Annotated in this window: 18 protein-coding genes and 1 rRNA gene; 6 read left to right on the top strand and 13 right to left on the bottom strand. The window is 50.7% G+C overall.

Features of this window, described 5'->3' with window-relative positions; translation table 11 throughout:
- Window positions 1-81 precede the first annotated feature (81 nt).
- Window positions 82-462, bottom strand: coding sequence for a VOC family protein (locus tag IPH59_01475; GenBank protein ID MBK7090384.1), 381 nt, complete (start codon window positions 460-462; stop codon window positions 82-84).
- Between the two features lie 169 nt (window positions 463-631).
- On the bottom strand, window positions 632-1,114 hold the full coding sequence (locus IPH59_01470; protein MBK7090383.1) for a hypothetical protein: 483 nt from the start codon (window positions 1,112-1,114) through the stop codon (window positions 632-634).
- 298 nt (window positions 1,115-1,412) lie between these two features.
- Between IPH59_01470 and IPH59_01465 the strand changes: the two genes are divergently transcribed.
- Together IPH59_01465 and IPH59_01460 are read left to right on the top strand one after the other, a co-directional pair.
- The gene (locus IPH59_01465; protein MBK7090382.1) at window positions 1,413-1,808 is read left to right on the top strand and encodes a hypothetical protein; all 396 of its coding nucleotides are present in this window, start codon (window positions 1,413-1,415) and stop codon (window positions 1,806-1,808) included.
- 75 nt (window positions 1,809-1,883) lie between these two features.
- Window positions 1,884-2,459: a DUF1211 domain-containing protein gene (locus IPH59_01460; protein ID MBK7090381.1), complete on the top strand. Its 576-nt coding sequence runs from the start codon at window positions 1,884-1,886 to the stop codon at window positions 2,457-2,459.
- Between the two features lie 103 nt (window positions 2,460-2,562).
- On the opposite strand, the gene IPH59_01455 is transcribed toward IPH59_01460, so the two are convergent.
- From IPH59_01455 to IPH59_01445, 3 genes are all read right to left on the bottom strand, one after another.
- A complete protein-coding gene (locus IPH59_01455; protein MBK7090380.1) occupies window positions 2,563-3,699 on the bottom strand; it encodes a hypothetical protein in 1,137 nt (378 codons plus the stop codon).
- A gap of 121 nt (window positions 3,700-3,820) precedes the next feature.
- Window positions 3,821-4,717: a hypothetical protein gene (locus IPH59_01450; GenBank protein ID MBK7090379.1), complete on the bottom strand. Its 897-nt coding sequence runs from the start codon at window positions 4,715-4,717 to the stop codon at window positions 3,821-3,823.
- An 89-nt stretch (window positions 4,718-4,806) separates the two neighbouring features.
- The gene (locus IPH59_01445; GenBank protein ID MBK7090378.1) at window positions 4,807-5,211 is read right to left on the bottom strand and encodes a RidA family protein; all 405 of its coding nucleotides are present in this window, start codon (window positions 5,209-5,211) and stop codon (window positions 4,807-4,809) included.
- 210 nt (window positions 5,212-5,421) lie between these two features.
- Between IPH59_01445 and IPH59_01440 the strand changes: the two genes are divergently transcribed.
- On the top strand, window positions 5,422-5,628 hold the full coding sequence (locus IPH59_01440; GenBank protein ID MBK7090377.1) for a hypothetical protein: 207 nt from the start codon (window positions 5,422-5,424) through the stop codon (window positions 5,626-5,628).
- Window positions 5,629-6,012: 384 nt separating this feature from the next.
- Window positions 6,013-6,204: a hypothetical protein gene (locus tag IPH59_01435; GenBank protein ID MBK7090376.1), complete on the top strand. Its 192-nt coding sequence runs from the start codon at window positions 6,013-6,015 to the stop codon at window positions 6,202-6,204.
- A 71-nt stretch (window positions 6,205-6,275) separates the two neighbouring features.
- Here the strand turns inward: IPH59_01435 and IPH59_01430 are convergent, their stop codons facing one another.
- Entirely contained in the window at window positions 6,276-6,770 is a 495-nt protein-coding gene (locus tag IPH59_01430) for an ester cyclase (GenBank protein ID MBK7090375.1), read from the bottom strand.
- 191 nt (window positions 6,771-6,961) lie between these two features.
- On the opposite strand from IPH59_01430, the gene IPH59_01425 reads away from it, so the two are divergent.
- Both IPH59_01425 and IPH59_01420 read left to right on the top strand, forming a co-directional pair.
- On the top strand, window positions 6,962-7,519 hold the full coding sequence (locus IPH59_01425) for an AAA family ATPase (protein MBK7090374.1): 558 nt from the start codon (window positions 6,962-6,964) through the stop codon (window positions 7,517-7,519).
- Window positions 7,520-7,831: 312 nt separating this feature from the next.
- Window positions 7,832-8,779, top strand: a complete 948-nt coding sequence (locus IPH59_01420; protein MBK7090373.1) for a hypothetical protein — start codon at window positions 7,832-7,834, stop codon at window positions 8,777-8,779.
- 52 nt (window positions 8,780-8,831) lie between these two features.
- Here IPH59_01420 and IPH59_01415 read toward each other — a convergent pair whose 3' ends face one another.
- The 7 genes from IPH59_01415 to IPH59_01385 all read right to left on the bottom strand — a co-directional run bounded on the left by IPH59_01415 (window position 8,832) and on the right by IPH59_01385 (window position 14,854).
- On the bottom strand, window positions 8,832-9,257 hold the full coding sequence (locus tag IPH59_01415) for an SRPBCC family protein (GenBank protein ID MBK7090372.1): 426 nt from the start codon (window positions 9,255-9,257) through the stop codon (window positions 8,832-8,834).
- Between the two features lie 270 nt (window positions 9,258-9,527).
- Window positions 9,528-9,953, bottom strand: a complete 426-nt coding sequence (locus IPH59_01410; GenBank protein MBK7090371.1) for a VOC family protein — start codon at window positions 9,951-9,953, stop codon at window positions 9,528-9,530.
- Window positions 9,954-10,494: 541 nt separating this feature from the next.
- Complete coding sequence (locus tag IPH59_01405; GenBank protein MBK7090370.1) at window positions 10,495-10,896, bottom strand: hypothetical protein; 402 nt, start codon at window positions 10,894-10,896, stop codon at window positions 10,495-10,497.
- A gap of 222 nt (window positions 10,897-11,118) precedes the next feature.
- Window positions 11,119-11,364 carry a hypothetical protein gene (locus tag IPH59_01400; protein ID MBK7090369.1) on the bottom strand — a complete coding sequence of 82 codons (246 nt, stop codon included), beginning with the start codon at window positions 11,362-11,364 and terminating at the stop codon, window positions 11,119-11,121.
- Between the two features lie 42 nt (window positions 11,365-11,406).
- Window positions 11,407-11,724 carry a hypothetical protein gene (locus tag IPH59_01395; protein MBK7090368.1) on the bottom strand — a complete coding sequence of 106 codons (318 nt, stop codon included), beginning with the start codon at window positions 11,722-11,724 and terminating at the stop codon, window positions 11,407-11,409.
- A gap of 1,103 nt (window positions 11,725-12,827) precedes the next feature.
- A complete protein-coding gene (locus tag IPH59_01390; protein ID MBK7090367.1) occupies window positions 12,828-13,001 on the bottom strand; it encodes a hypothetical protein in 174 nt (57 codons plus the stop codon).
- Between the two features lie 298 nt (window positions 13,002-13,299).
- Window positions 13,300-14,854 (bottom strand): 16S ribosomal RNA (locus IPH59_01385).
- Window positions 14,855-15,020: the final 166 nt, after the last annotated feature.

Genomic DNA, 15,020 nt, shown 5'->3' with positions numbered 1-15,020 from the left:
CGAATTGCCACGCAACAAATCAAATTGCCGCGACGATTCAGAGAGTCGTCGCGGCGATTTTTTTCTAATCTAAATTCGAGATTACTTCTGCGAATGCAGCGCGACCTTGTTGCCTTCGGAATCAATAAACATCGCGAAGAATCCGATTTCAGGAGTGATTTCGGTTTTGGGAACGATCACCTGACCGCCGGCTTTGCCGATGCGGTCGAGGATTGTCGTGAGATCGGGATTGGCGTTGAGATAGACAGTTGTACCGTCGGCACTCGGTTTCATCATGGCATGATGAGTCACTGCGCCGCCGACTTTGCCTTCATCCATCGGGAAGAAAGCCATCTGGTAGTCGCCCATGGTAGTTGCGTGCAATTCGGCGCCAAGAATGGTCTCGTAGAATTTCTTTGCGCGCTGAAAGTCGCTGGAAGGAATTTCGAACCAATTTAGCGCATTGCGTTTTCCGTCGGACATGATGAAGTCTCCTTTCGATGGTAGCTAAAGTGATTATGGTCAAGGTAGGTATACGATATCAGCACGCGTGAGTTGCGTCAATCACATTTGAAAACTGTCGTGGTGAAATTGGCGAAGAAAGCAAACCGGCAGAGGCTGATTTCCTCTGCCGGAGAGCATTGTAGGAAATCTACTTGGTGTCGGCTTTTGGAGCAGGCATTTTAGCGTACTCCTCGTTGTTCTTCTTTGCCCACTTGTGCATATCAGCAACGAGAGCCGGATCGGAAGAGGTCATCAGCATGACCATGCCTTCCTTGAGCCAGACTTCTTCCATAGCAGCACCGCGCATAAACAGGCCGCCCATGGCTTCGCAGCTACCGCACATGTGAACGGGTTCGCCTTTGCCGGCTTTGGCGCCGATTTCGTTCATCATCGCGCTGGTCTTCTTGAATTCGTCCATGCGCTTCGCCGGGCAAGTCATGACGGTCATGACGCCGGTCTTGGTGGCGACCATTTCGTGGGTCATATCGTTCATGAGACCGGTCGACATCCACGGCTTGCAGAAATCGCAATTGGTGAAGTCGAGCCACGGCTTTTCATCGGCGGCGACGACGAACGCAGTCGTGAGTGCGAGCATTGCAAGGACCACGATTAGTGATAGTTTCTTGATCATTTGTTCTCCTTTCAAGAGATACTTTGCCGGAGCCGCAATACATCAAAATGGAATCATCCTTGATCACAGCACCGACGGATTTGCAGTTACCAACTAGTCATCAATAATAGACAAAGATAGTAGACACAAACTCTGAGCGCAATACCCAAGTTGAAGCGATTGGATTTTCTTGTCGCGCGCTCAACTTTCTTCATTGCAGGAAGTTATCGCGAATATTTGATGCAGTAAATGAGAAGCGACTTGCTTCTCGAGACGGAAAATCTCTTGTAACAGAACTTGGCAAGTAGTAGTTTGCGGAATGGTTGAAACGCCAAAGCCAGAAAGATTCGCATCCAAACGACTCGTTGCGGGTTTCGTCGTAGCCCTAATTGCGGTCGGAGCATATTGGTGGCCGCCATCCTACAGCGAGATTCAAGTGATTCCGAGCTGGTGGGTGTTTGCACTGATATCGGTTGCGGCTGCGATGATTTTTGCCTCACGGGTCCTCAGACAATCGATGATGATCGGCGCTTCGGTTGCGGTTGGAGCGATGGCGGCGATAGTCGTTCGTGTGATTTTCGATGTCATTGCTGATCCCACGAGCCACAATCTGTGGCCATTTGAGTTGGTGATTGCGAGTTTGTTTATCGTTCCGTCGGCGCTGCTTGGCGCGGCAGTCGGCGTTGTTGTTCGTAGACTCGTCCCACGCAACTGATCCAAATTGACGGAGACTCTCCCCTTCACTCACTTTCGACTTGAATGAAACCTTTCATTTGATATTATTGGGTCCATGAAGTCAAGTCGACTCGAAGCATTCAGCGATGGCGTATTGGCCATTATCATTACCATCATGGTTCTTGAGCTCAAGGCACCACACAGCGCCGATATCGATGCGCTGCGGCCTTTGGTGCCATCCCTTTTGACCTATTTGTTAAGTTTCATCTACATCGGCATCTACTGGAATAACCATCATCATTTGCTTCATGCAACTCCGCGAGTCAATGGAGCGATTATGTGGGCGAATTTGAATCTGCTGTTTTGGCTTTCACTGGTGCCGTTCTTTACAGCCTGGCTGGGTGAAAACCACAGCGCTCCGTGGCCGGCTGCACTTTATGGCGGTGTATTGCTGATGGCGGCGATTTCGTACACAATCCTGCAGGCCACGATCGTTGCCCATTTGGGCAGCGATTCCAAGCTGGCGCAATCTCTGGGTTCCGACCTCAAGGGCAGGCTCTCGATTTTGTTGTATATTGCGGGAATTGGATTAGCCTGGCTCCATCCGACAATATCTGACCTTCTATATATCGGCGTTGCTTTGATGTGGGTGATTCCGGATCGACGGGCGCGTGTTGCTGCAGAGGAATAACATGGTAGAAGAGTCCGCATAGTTTGCCATTTCCTACGTCAGTGCCAAGCTTCGGAGTTTACCCACGCCAATGTTTATAACGTTCACGGATGCTGGTAACAACTTAAATCGAAAGTCGCAGGCGATAGAATTTTGTGTCTGCCAACGGATAATCGCCGCCTTCGTATTGGGCGTAGTCGAAATTCAAGTCAACGCGACGCAGGACTTCGCCACGTTGCAGGACATTTCGCGACTCCAGCCATGTCAATAGCCCGCCGAAACTGACTCCGAATCCGAAAGTGTAAGGATGCAATTCGCCCCAGTCATCGTCGAGTTTTCCTAGGCGCGCATAAAATACGTCGTAGAGGCCGAGTTCCACACCACGTCTGTTGGATTTACGGTCATCGTTGTACAGTTCTTTCTCGGACTCGTAGACAAGCAACAATGTAGCAAGAGGCAATTGATCGCGTTTGACGCCGGTTTTCAAGGCGATGCCGGTTTTGCTTGTTGTCGGCAATGACTCATTCACAAATACACCAGAGTATTTAAAACCATCGCCGTCGTTAGCTTTGACGTAGGCGATGGAAGGAGTGAACTCAAACTCGACCGCGCCGGTTTGGGGACTGCCGATATCATCAGTGCGCCTGAGTATCTCCGCAATCGGTAACTCTACAAGAATGCCGTAGTCAGAAACGTCGGCAGTGCCCACCATGCTATAGAATGGTACTGATAGGTCGGATTTTATGGTCTTGTGGGTGTAGCCAAAACCAGCACGAAGGTAGTATTCGAATCCCGCGGCAATGGTGTAGCCGTCGGCCTTGTCGTATTGCGAAGTGGATTGGCTATCGTCAATCGGAAATGTGCCGTAATCGAGCTTGAATCGTGAATAGGCTGCAGCCAAGGCAATTCTCGGGCGATGGAAGTTGGACTTGTCGCCAAAGGAAAGAGCGTAGCCGGCGCTTACGCTGAATTTGGCCAATTCCAAATCCGATGTCGGCATTTCCGGCAGCCACTTTGTGCTGTTGGGAGATGTGACGGCGAAGTACTTGTGCAAATGGAAAATTCCAACTGCCCCGGGGCTGTAGTGCGGAGCTTCCTCATCGACGAGATGTACAACTGCGCCGCCGAGTGCAACTGCTCTGGCGGAGTTAACGATTCGCAGTGATATCACTCCCGCATCGTCAAGGCTCGATGCGCTCAGCGGACTCGCGAGACTGAGTGCCGCCAACAGACAAGCCGCCAGACAAATGAATTTCTGCATTTGTGATCCCTTTCTTGCCGAAGTTTCGGATTTTGTAGAACGATGACTTTGATGCCCACTTTGGTTATACACTTCGGTTCCAAAAGTGGATGGACATCTTTTCCGATCTACGACGAGAGTGTTACCGTGCGCTCTCCAAGAAAGCCTGCAGTGAAATTGGCTCGCATTCGCAATCATGTTTAGCGAGTTCTTCGATCATGCCTTTGGTATGGCCCATGCCAAAGCGGATCAGAATGCAGCCATTCTCGGGAACGATGTATTCGATAGCAGCTTGTGTCATAAGTTCGTTGCGCACGTCGATGATGCCGGATCTGGGTTGGTCCTCTATTCTCTTTTGGAATGCAAGTGTGTCCACGCCAAATTGCGAAAGCATTTTCATCAACCCCTTGTAAACGCCCTCAGGATTGTCAAGAAACTTCTTCATCATCTGTTTGACAACGGCGTTTTGAGGTGAAGCCGGCGCTCCGAGTACGGCGGTAGCGACTTCAAGTCCTTCCTTTTCTGACGGGGTGATTCCCGCGTGAATGCCTGTAGTAGAGTCGATTTGCTCGAGCCAGACGACCGGTATCTCCCGGGCTTCTGCGAGCCGAGATAGTTCTGGTTCCCCGTAACCGATCTGACCAAAGAAATCCCTTCTAGCGTCGCTGTGCTTTTTGAACACCTCTTTTTGTGAAGAATCGACTCCCTCACTCAGAAACAGTCTCGGCTGTAGGATTGCAAGTAGAGTATCGGCATATCGTGAAGTCGGTTTGTTGTAAACGTGGATTTCGCCGACAAGGTAGAATCCCTGCTTGCGGCCATCCTGGTGTGTGCGAGTGCAGTGATGGAGTTCGAGATTGACGCTGTCGAGCCAGGCGTAGTCGATGGCGATTTGAGGCACGGTTGACTGTACCGGAGCCTGCTGAATTGGGGTTGATGTCTGCTTGGTGGCGCACGAGAGAAGCGCAAGTACGGCGAAGATGGCAAGAATTACCGCAATGCGACTGATTGCAGGTGTGATTGATTTGTTGGCGGTCATGGTTTGCAGCCCTCCGACGGTTTGGTTGTGATGAATGTGGAAGAAAGATAATATGTTCAATACGTCGTGTCAAGGGAGCTGCAGTAGAATCACTCGATGACCGCGATTGCTTCGATTTCGATCAGGAAGTCGGGGCTCGCCAATGCCGGCACGCCAATCCAGGTGCTAGTCGGCAGTTTGTCTTCCGGGAAGAATGCGAGTAAACCCTCACGGACGCCGCGCGAATTGTGGATCCACTGGCCAACGATGTAGATGCGTAAAGAGACGACGTCCTCGATCTTGCCGCCGGCGGCCTGAACTGCGATTTCGAGGTTGCGAAGCGCGCCGAGGGTTTGGCCGGCAAGATCGTGCTCTTCGCCGACGTGCTGCTGAACGTCCCAGGCGGTTTGGCCGGAGATATAGACGGTTTTGCCGCCGCTGCTGGTGACTATTTGCGAAAAGCCGAACTGCTGGCTCTGGAACAGTGTGGGCGGGTTGATGTATTCTTTGGGCATGGGCGTTCTCCTGTTGTGACTATCGGCGGCAATGTTCTCATATCAATGCATACGACTCCTATTGTCAAGACGATGGCCTCCGCACGTCTCGCCCAAAGTACGGACTGCGCGTGATTAGCAAGATTACGGAGAATTTCGGGTGAAGACGTCTCAATACAAAATTCTAATTGACAAACATTCAGCCTTCTTAGATTATGGAGTCACATTAACATGAAGAAGAATATTAACATCGGCATGATTGCCCTTGGCGCGATAATTCTGCTTATGGGCGCTGAGATCATTTACCTGACGTATCAGAACCGCCAACTCAAGGCGATGCTTGATGATCCGTCACGTTTCTTTGAAAAGACCTTACAAGCTGGCGATTCGGTTCCTGCGGTGCGCGCCAGGATATCAACGGAAACGAATTCAGCCTGACATATTCTGATACGGCACCGTACACTCTGATTCTGTGGTTCTCCCCTGCTTGCTCGTCATGCGAAGACAACATTGGGCTTTGGAATAATATCTATCGAGCGCATGTCCCGGAAAAGCTTCGCATTGTCGGATTCTGCGCCTGCGCCGCTGCAGAAGGTCGTGAAGCCTTACAGCCAACGCGCTGCAATTCCCTGTACTAGCCGTCACTGAGCAATCCATCGTCGACATGTACAAGGGAAATTTGCTTCCGCAAACCGTACTGATTGCGCCCAGCGGACAGATCATACAGGTTTGGCCCGGAGCTCTCTTGGATAGACAGAAGAATGAAGTCTTAGCGAGTTTGAGATCGATTGGAACCATCAAGATGGAAGGAGGTGAATGATTATGATGGCTTTGCGTAAAATGAAAGCAGTGTTTGTTCTCTTCGCGTTGGCGATTCTGTTGGTCGGTGCTTTCTCGATTGTCTCGACCGATACCGCCACAGCAAAACCAAAATGCTGTATTTGGGTAATGTATTGCACCACCACGCCGCCGATCGTTTGTTGGGCAGTTTGCAAGACTGTTCCCTGCCCGTAGACTCTGCCAGAATTCTGACAACTTAGTTTGTAGGTCCGAACCACTGCGGTTCGGACCTTAACTGTGCGTGATTATCTCGGTATCAATCCCAATTGCTGCATGAATTCGAGGTTGTCGAAGAAGTCCTGCTCTTCGGCAATTTTGTCGCCTTCCATACGGACGAGCGTGACGCCTTCGAGTTTGATGGTTTTGCCGGTGGCTGGTATGCCGAAGAATACACCGGTGTGGATGCCTTCGAACGCCCAATGCTTGGCGATCTTGTTGCCCTGGCCGAAGCAGTCCTTTACAGTGAACTTGATGTTGGAAAAGCCCGTCACGTAGTTGGCGTAATAATCTCTGGCTGCTTTCAGACCGACGACGTCTTGCGGAGCTGTATGAATCACGACATTTGGTGTGAAGTTTGAGTCATTGAAGAGCTCGAGTTTTCCCTTGTTGATAATCTCGTCCCAGACATTGACATACTTCTTGATTTTGGCATCGATGGAATTGTCGGCCTTTTGCGCAAAGCCGGACACGGTCAGAAGCAGGAGTGCGGCGGTTGTCGCCAGCAAGAATTTCATAGACATTATGGTTCCTCGATTACTGGTTTAGGTTTTGGGACAGGATGCGAAAGTTGAGATTGAAGGGCAAGCGGAAAAGCCCGGGAGAAATACGTGTCGGGTTGATCCTGAAAGAGATTGGTGCGTCGTATGAGAGTTTGCATATTGGTCAACCGGATGCTAATTGTCAGAAATGACATTATGAATGGACATGCAGGATGGGTGAAAAGATAGGTCCGATTCGAGTAGCGGTGACTGGAGGGCCGGGCGCCGGCAAGACTTCCCTTCTTCAGGGACTCAAGCAGCGCGGGTACGCAGTGATCCCGGAGGTGGCTCGCGAGATCATCGCTGAACGCAATAGTGAAGGGCTCAGTCCCAGACCCTCGCCGATGGAATTTGCTAAGGCGATCATGGACCGCGATATAGCTCAGTATGAGTTAACGCGAAGTTCCAACGGGATCATTTTCTTCGATCGTAGTTTGCTCGACTCGCTCGGGATGCTGGCCGAGTTGGGTCAGCTCTCTGATATCGAGCGACGAAGGCTACTCGAGCAGTACCCTTATCATTCTACCGCCTTCATCTTGCCGCCGTGGCATGAAATCTACCGCACGGATTCCGAGCGAGACCAGAGTTTCGAGGATGCAGAGCGTGTTTACTTGGCGCTTCGAGATTGGTATACACGGTGTCACTTCAACGTAATCGATGTACCAACTGGGACTATTGATGAACGGTGCGACTTCGTAGTGCTAGAGCTTGGAGAGCGCCTACATTTCTGACGCAGCTGCCAGTTGGCAATTCTATGCATATTGTGACTGAATCAGACTAAGGCAGTAAACAGCAGAGCCGTTGATACGCAGAGTTTCGAAGCTACTCAACCGCTGGATTGAACGTCAGTTATCTTTGGAAGATAAACTCATTTTCTTCAACGATGATTCTGGTTGCGTATTCGGGTGAACAATTCATGGACTTCTAAGTAGTTATTGCATTGCGACGGCTCGTATCATAGATTGCTCTATCCAATATCGGAATTTTCTGACGTGACGACACATACTGGTATTCCTTTACACTTGCTTCTGAGGAGGAGCGTTATGACGTGGAGAGTACTTAGACACCTTTCGACCGCGCTAGCAGTGACAGCGCTTTTGCTGTTTGCCGCAAGTTGCAGCGATGATGACGGAGACGGACCAAACGAACCAACTGTGAGCTGGAGTGAAATGACGAGCGGCACCACTGTTTCGCTTCCTGCTATCTGGGGCAGCTCGGGTAGCAACGTGTTTGCTGTGGGAGACAACGGCACAATTTTGCACTACGACGGAACGGCTTGGAGTGCGATGACGAGTGGCTCGACCACATTTCTTCAAGCTGTTTGGGGTGCTTCCGGAAGCGACGTTTTCTCGGTCGGGTACGGCGTGAACGGAACGATTTTGCATTACAACGGCACGGCCTGGAGTGATATGACACCAGGTACAATTGCCAATGTCATTTGCGTCTGGGGCAGTTCAGGGAGCGATGTCTTTGCCGCCGGCTACAGTGGCACGATTTTGCATTACAATGGTACGGCCTGGAGCCCCATGACCAGTGGATTCACCGGCACGCTTTCTGGAATTTGGGGAAGTTCGGCGAGCGATGTCTTTGTGGTTGGAGATGGTGGCGCCGTCTTGCACTACAACGGCACAAACTGGAGCGCGATGACGAGCGGATCAACTTCCCTGCTCAAGTGCGTGTGGGGCACGGCAAGCAATAATGTCTTCGCGGCGGGAGACAACGGTACGATTCTCCGCTACAACGGCACGGCGTGGAGTGCCATGACGAGCGGTACCACCGCTTCGATTCCCGGACTCTGGGGCAGTTCAGGCAACGATGTCTACGCTGCCGGATACGGCGGCACAGCCGGAACGGTTTTGCACTATGATGGAACAAGTTGGAGCAGTGTAAAGAGCAGTCCCGGCAAGTGGCTATACAGCGTGTGGGGCACATCAGCAAGCAACGTATTTGTGTCTGGCGGCGTAGGAGCGATTCTCCACTACAGCACGTGATGAATACATTGCGTTGAGTTCAAAGGTCCGGAGTGCTACACTTCGGACCTTTTTAATTTGATTCCGTGTACTTTTTGAAGTTGTTCAGGATTGCCTGCCAGCCCTCGCGCTGCATATCGATAGGGTTCTCGGATTCGGCATCGAAGACCGTTACGATTTTGGTGGAGTTGGCGTTCGCTGTGAAAGTGGTGTCGACTTTGCGACCGTCAGACATGGTATAGGCGATCTGTTTGTTGGAGATGACGATGTCATAGACTCCCTCAAAGTCAAAACCGAAGCTTCCGTCTTTGGCTTCCATGCGGATATTGAATCGGCCGCCGACCTTGAGATCGTTTTCGGCGCGGGGTGAATGCCAGTCAGACGAGGCGGCGTTCCATTGTGTAATGTGCTTGGGTGCGGTCCAGTAGTTCCAGACTTTGTCGATTGGCGCGTTGACGGTAGCTTCGATGGTGACGGTTTGGGTGTTGGTTGGCGGCATGATGTGACTCCTTTCGATTTCGATTCGTAGCTTATTGTTGTACGAAAAGATGGGGGATTTTTGTGGAGGAATGAGATTGGCGCGCACACGAGGACGCGTGCCGCGCACTGAATCAAGAGTCCGAACCACAGGGGTTCGGACCTACTCTACTGCACGCCAAGTGCGCGGTGGTCGTCTACGCCCGCCGCGCCCAAACGCGCCCGACGTGGACGGCGGGCGCGCACGATCGTGATTATTCAACAGTCTCAATGCGGTGGGATCGTTGTGAAATCACTTCGTCGTCACGGCGCCTTCCTGGATGCCGAGCTTTTCATATTCGATGTCGTTGGGTTCCCACAGTTCGATCTTGTTGCCCTCAAGATCCATAATGTGAACGAATTTCCCGTAATCATAGGTCTCAATGGTGTCGGTGACAACCACCGAATCTCTTTTCAGTTCTGCAACAAGCGCTTCGAGATCGGCAACGCGGTAGTTGATCATGAACTCCTTTGTTGACGGCTCGAAGTACTTTGTCTTTTCGCCAAACGGACTCCACTGCGAAAAGCCCTTCTTCGTTGAGTCATCAGCCTGCCGCCATTCGAAGACAGTGCCGTATTGATTCACGTTTAATCCCAGATGAGTTTGATACCACGCTCGCACGGCTTTGGGGTCTTTGCATTTGAAGAAGATGCCGCCGATGCCGGTGACTTTCTTGATGGGTGCGCTGCCAGCGGAATCGTCAGCGATTATGGCGTTGAAAGCAAAGCCGAGGAAGAATGATGCTGCGATCACCAGAGTCGTTAGGGCTGTTTTTTTCATAGTGTGTAGCCTTATTGTAAATGAGTTGTTTGCGTGTTCAGATGAAGTAAGATAGTCTAAAGAGAGCGATAATGCAAGATTGTAGGTCGGGTTCCTAGTGAAACGTGGAACCTGGACAGGGGAGATTAGAAATGTCGGGTTCGACGCTCCGCTGCGAACCCGACCTACGAGCCTTTTTTTCATAGTGTATGGCCTTATTGTAAATGAGTTTGTTGCGTGTTGAAGGAGTCAAGTTAGCGTGCTGGAGGTGATTTGGCAAGGGTGTAGGTTTAGACCTGCACTCGGAGGCTGAATCTGGAGTGGAAGATAGCGGGACTATCAGTTACCCACCGTTCCGGTGGGGGACTGGGGCCCCTAATCGAAAACTGGACAGAACACAGTATTAGGAGATCCAGCTCATGACGGAAGACTTGATCTTCCAGCCTTCCCCCTTTCTGCATTAGGTAGTAGGTCCCGGATCCCCGAGTCCTCCGAACTGCCTCTGGTACAGCAAGACTGCAAATTCTTCCGACTTATCGAACCCTACCGGACTTAGCCAAACCAATCCGTCGGCTTCGGGAAACTTCTCATAGAAAGTATTCCATCCGTCCAGATCAAAAATGGCATCCAACTCTCCCTTCGGAATCAATCTGACGTCAAGAGTGCTGTCGAATTTGTCTGCTGCCATTTTACAGTTTGTTGCGTTCTTGTTGTTGTAGTCTTCAACAATCGATTTGTCCGGTAACTTGCCGATCTCCCTCTTGATATATGCAAGTGTACTAGCATCAATCGAATCTTGGGCTACTTCCATCTCCATGATAATGTAGCCGGAGGCGCCACCGCCCAAAGACCGTTCCCACATTGACTGCGCCCATTCACGCACGGAGTCACCGTGGTCTTCGTGTAATTGGGGATCGCCCTTTGTCCACTTCCGTGCTGGAGGACCTTTCCGCCAGCTGTTTCAGGAGAGCGTTGTAGACGACATATTCGTCATTGTTGGGACACTGGCATTGACCAGAAGCAGAAAGGAGTAACGTCACTATGCTGGCAACTGCCAGGAATAGTGTTGGATTTGTCAAAAGTGTCATGATTGCACCTCCTGTTTTGTAGACGCACTAGTCGGCGATACGTTTACAAACATGATCAAATGTTCCGCCATGCGTGAAATACCGGTTCCAATCGTCGGTATTTCAGTTGGTGCAGAGATTAAGCCCGCCGCATACTTCTTCTTCGCGGCTTCAATGCTTTTCTTGACTTTTTCAATTCGTGCTGTTTGGAACGACTTAACAAACTCTTTGTGTTTATCTGGAAGACTCTTCCAGGCGGTCAATATCTTTAGGGATCTCCCAAAGTTCTTCGAGCAAAGTTAGATTCAGGAAGGCCAATCGATCAAGATCGTATCGTTGATAATTTGAAGAATCGCGTGAACGCTCCGGATTTCGAATAATCCCAGAAAACGAGTATGTGGATGCATTGCCGGTTTCAATTCCGGGCGAAGAACATAGAAAATACTTATTGTCTGATCAATTCCAATCGTCTTTATCGAATTTGATCTCAGCATATCCCAATAGAGTCGCCAATTGAAGTCGCTTGGCAGACTCTGTGGCGAAGCGAATAACATCTTAAACTCACTGGCACCGGCATCAAATAACATGCCGAAGCTTTTCTTGGCGATGTAGGATTTGAGCATTAGTTCGACCGAGATCGAGAGATTGCCCAATGCAACCTGAAAGTGTCTTGACCCGATTGACGCTCGTAAAGCAGCTTCATCCCGATTTCAAAGTAGTCGAGGCCAATACTGAGCTAGGCGCGAACTGTACGTATCGATAAGTTCGTCGACTCTTTCTTGAGCTTCTCATTCACGGGACTTGGCCTCGAAATTGAATAAGGTGCTGCGATCGTGAAGGGCTCATAGACAAGTCCGAACAACGACTGTTCAGACGCAGGAACTCTAGCTAATTTCGTTATGTTGTGTCACCGGCTTTCTTAGGAGAACGAATCATTATCGAGCACAAACTCTAGATGAAGATTCTGGTCATGGTTTCTTCTGTACCTCCTTGTCAAGGGAACGAGGATGGGACTACATATCGATCATCCGTGAGTTGGGGGCTTCACAGGCCAAATATGCCCCAATCTTGGTATGTAATTATTTCGTTACATCGATGGTTGGGCACCTCGACAGTAACGACGGTCACGTACACTGCCAATGCCATAGGTCGCCGGGCTTCACTGCAATACTCATCCACAAAGAATCAAGAAATTGCAGGAACCGAGAATCTTCTACCAGATCTTGGGCAATTGCCTTTGATATTCCGGAGATCGCTCGCTAAACTCGCCACGTGCGCCCCTTGTAAGGTGAGGCAACAGAAATTATTGCCCTAATCTTGACGTTTCGTCGGACAGTTTGGTTTGAACCACCATAAGGCGCGCAATCCCTCCCGGCTATGACCGACAATGAATATTCGAACATAGCGATCTAAATACCCCTGGAATTCAGCTGAGCTAGTAGCCAGACGGTCAACTGATCGGTGTGAGACTTCTTCTAAGCTGAAATGTTGGATAGTCCACGGCTGTGAGGTCGCATCTGTTGAATCTTGGGTCACTCAAGAGACTATCGGGAAATGATCCCAGGTGGCCTCGCTAGCCCCTTTCCACCCATGCAACATGCAATTTAGGTCCGTGTTTTCAGGTTTGCTCGCAGTGGTCTCGGCAGATGCAGTCGAGCAGTCCGCGGTATATTCTTCAGGAGTCCAAGAAGATATGAAAATGGTGTTAACAAGATCAGAACCCAACTCACTTGTACTGAGGCAACGGCAATCGGTGAGTGAGTACGAGCTGCACCAGCGGTGCTATGCGACGAACATAAAAATCGAATGCGCGAGCACCCATCGTTAGTTGATCAACGAATCCGCCGAGTGATGTGTACTTTCTGTGGATTGAATTCAGCTCTTCACTTTGGTCCGGCATACCACCTCCAATGTCTGTCTTTCAGGAACGTTGATTAGCATGTCCAGTATAAACACCTGAACGGGAATTTCAACCAACCAAAAAAAATCCCCTGCCATTGCTGACAGGGGACTTTATATCCAAGAAATAGTGTGCTAATTGAGATGCTCGTTTTGTCCTTTGATCTTTGATTTCCGCTTTCGCGGGAATGACAGACTGGTTTCTAAGCCAGATGCCAATCAAAGTAAGATACGTCGACATGGACATGTACAGTATCAAATTTTGCCGTGTGATACTGTAACACTACCGTGCTCCTTAGAAAGGAGGTGATCCAGCCGCAGCTTCCGCTACGGCTACCTTGTTACGACTTAGCCCCAGTCACCGATTTTACCTTAGACGCCATCCTCCTTACGGTTAGATAAACGGCTTCGGGTACCCCCGGCTTCCATGGCTTGACGGGCGGTGTGTACAAGGCCCGGGAACGTATTCACCGCAGCGTGCTGATCTGCGATTACTAGCAATTCCACCTTCATGAAGTCGAGTTGCAGACTTCAATCTGAACTGAGGCCGGTTTTTGGGATTAGCTCCACCTCGCGGTCTTGCAACCTTCTGTACCGACCATTGTAGTACGTGTGTAGCCCTGGATGTAAGGGCCATGAGGACTTGACGTCATCCCCACCTTCCTCCGGGTTGTCCCCGGCAGTCTCCTTAGGGTTCCGCCTTTCGGCATGGCAACTAAGGACGAGGGTTGCGCTCGTTGCGGGACTTAACCCAACACCTCACGGCACGAGCTGACGACAGCCATGCAGCACCTGTGCAGCGGCGACCGAAGCCGAGGCTACATCTCTGTAGCTTTCCCCTGCATGTCAAACCCAGGTAAGGTTCTTCGCGTTGCGTCGAATTAAACCACATACTCCACTGCTTGTGCGGGCCCCCGTCAATTCCTTTGAGTTTCACTCTTGCGAGCGTACTCCCCAGGCGGGATACTTAATGCGTTAGCTGCGGCACTGGAGGAGTCGATACCTCCAACACCTAGTATCCATCGTTTACTGCAAGGACTACCAGGGTATCTAATCCTGTTTGCTCCCCTTGCCTTCGCACATGAGCGTCAGTATCGGGCCAGATGGCCGCCTTCGCCACCGGTGTTCTTCTTGATATCTACGCATTTCACCGCTACACCAAGAATTCCGCCATCCTCTCCCGTACTCAAGAGAAACAGTATCAAATGCAGGCCCAGAGTTAAGCTATGGGTTTTCACATCTGACTTGTCTCCCCGCCTGCGTGCCCTTTACGCCCAGTAAATCCGAACAACGCTCGTTCCCCCCGTATTACCGCGGCTGCTGGCACGGAGTTGGCCGGAACTTCCTCTGCGGGTACAGTCAGGCCCGGGTCATTTCCTACCCGGACGTTTCGTCCCCACTGACAGGATTTTACACTCCAAAAAGCTTCATCATCCACGCGGCGTTGCTGGATCAGGGTTTCCCCCATTGTCCAATATTCCCTACTGCTGCCTCCCGTAGGAGTCTGGGCCGTGTCTCAGTCCCAGTGTGGCCGGTCACCCTCTCAGGTCGGCTACCCATCGGAGCCTTGGTGGTCCATTACACCGCCAACTAGCTAATGGGCCGCGAGACAATCCCTATACGACGGCATAGACTCAACCGCCTTTAATCATCGAACCATGCGATCCAATGACAACATCCGGTATTAGACCCGCTTTCGCAGGCTTATCCCCGATATAGGGGCATGTTCCTCACGTGTTACGCACCCGTGCGCCACTTTACTAACCCAACCGAAGCCGGGCTTTCTCGTTCGACTTGCATGTATGAGGCACGCCGCCAGCGTTCGTTCTGAGCCAGGATCAAACTCTCCAAAAAAAAATTTGATTGCTCAATTTATCGCTAATCTGAAGTTCTACAGCACAAGACTTGTGTCTCGTACTGTGCGTTCGGACTTGCTTTACTTTTTTATGACAGGGCGATTAAACATTTCTGTTTTCTCACCTTGCCCGTATCACAAGCATTTCAATTCTTACACACTATT

Source organism: bacterium (assembly GCA_016708315.1).
Classification (GTDB): Bacteria; Zixibacteria; MSB-5A5; order CAIYYT01; family CAIYYT01; genus JADJGC01.
This window is presented reverse-complemented; position numbering and strand designations above follow the sequence as displayed.

Coding starts and splice junctions, on each gene's coding strand:
- IPH59_01475 (MBK7090384.1), bottom strand. CDS start 462: ATGTCCGACGGAAAACGCAATGCGCTAAATTGGTTCGAAATTCCTTCC.
- IPH59_01470 (MBK7090383.1), bottom strand. CDS start 1,114: ATGATCAAGAAACTATCACTAATCGTGGTCCTTGCAATGCTCGCACTC.
- IPH59_01465 (MBK7090382.1), top strand. CDS start 1,413: ATGGTTGAAACGCCAAAGCCAGAAAGATTCGCATCCAAACGACTCGTT.
- IPH59_01460 (MBK7090381.1), top strand. CDS start 1,884: ATGAAGTCAAGTCGACTCGAAGCATTCAGCGATGGCGTATTGGCCATT.
- IPH59_01455 (MBK7090380.1), bottom strand. CDS start 3,699: ATGCAGAAATTCATTTGTCTGGCGGCTTGTCTGTTGGCGGCACTCAGT.
- IPH59_01450 (MBK7090379.1), bottom strand. CDS start 4,717: ATGACCGCCAACAAATCAATCACACCTGCAATCAGTCGCATTGCGGTA.
- IPH59_01445 (MBK7090378.1), bottom strand. CDS start 5,211: ATGCCCAAAGAATACATCAACCCGCCCACACTGTTCCAGAGCCAGCAG.
- IPH59_01440 (MBK7090377.1), top strand. CDS start 5,422: ATGAAGAAGAATATTAACATCGGCATGATTGCCCTTGGCGCGATAATT.
- IPH59_01435 (MBK7090376.1), top strand. CDS start 6,013: ATGATGGCTTTGCGTAAAATGAAAGCAGTGTTTGTTCTCTTCGCGTTG.
- IPH59_01430 (MBK7090375.1), bottom strand. CDS start 6,770: ATGTCTATGAAATTCTTGCTGGCGACAACCGCCGCACTCCTGCTTCTG.
- IPH59_01425 (MBK7090374.1), top strand. CDS start 6,962: ATGGGTGAAAAGATAGGTCCGATTCGAGTAGCGGTGACTGGAGGGCCG.
- IPH59_01420 (MBK7090373.1), top strand. CDS start 7,832: ATGACGTGGAGAGTACTTAGACACCTTTCGACCGCGCTAGCAGTGACA.
- IPH59_01415 (MBK7090372.1), bottom strand. CDS start 9,257: ATGCCGCCAACCAACACCCAAACCGTCACCATCGAAGCTACCGTCAAC.
- IPH59_01405 (MBK7090370.1), bottom strand. CDS start 10,896: ATGTGGGAACGGTCTTTGGGCGGTGGCGCCTCCGGCTACATTATCATG.
- IPH59_01395 (MBK7090368.1), bottom strand. CDS start 11,724: ATGCTCAAATCCTACATCGCCAAGAAAAGCTTCGGCATGTTATTTGAT.
- IPH59_01390 (MBK7090367.1), bottom strand. CDS start 13,001: ATGCCGGACCAAAGTGAAGAGCTGAATTCAATCCACAGAAAGTACACA.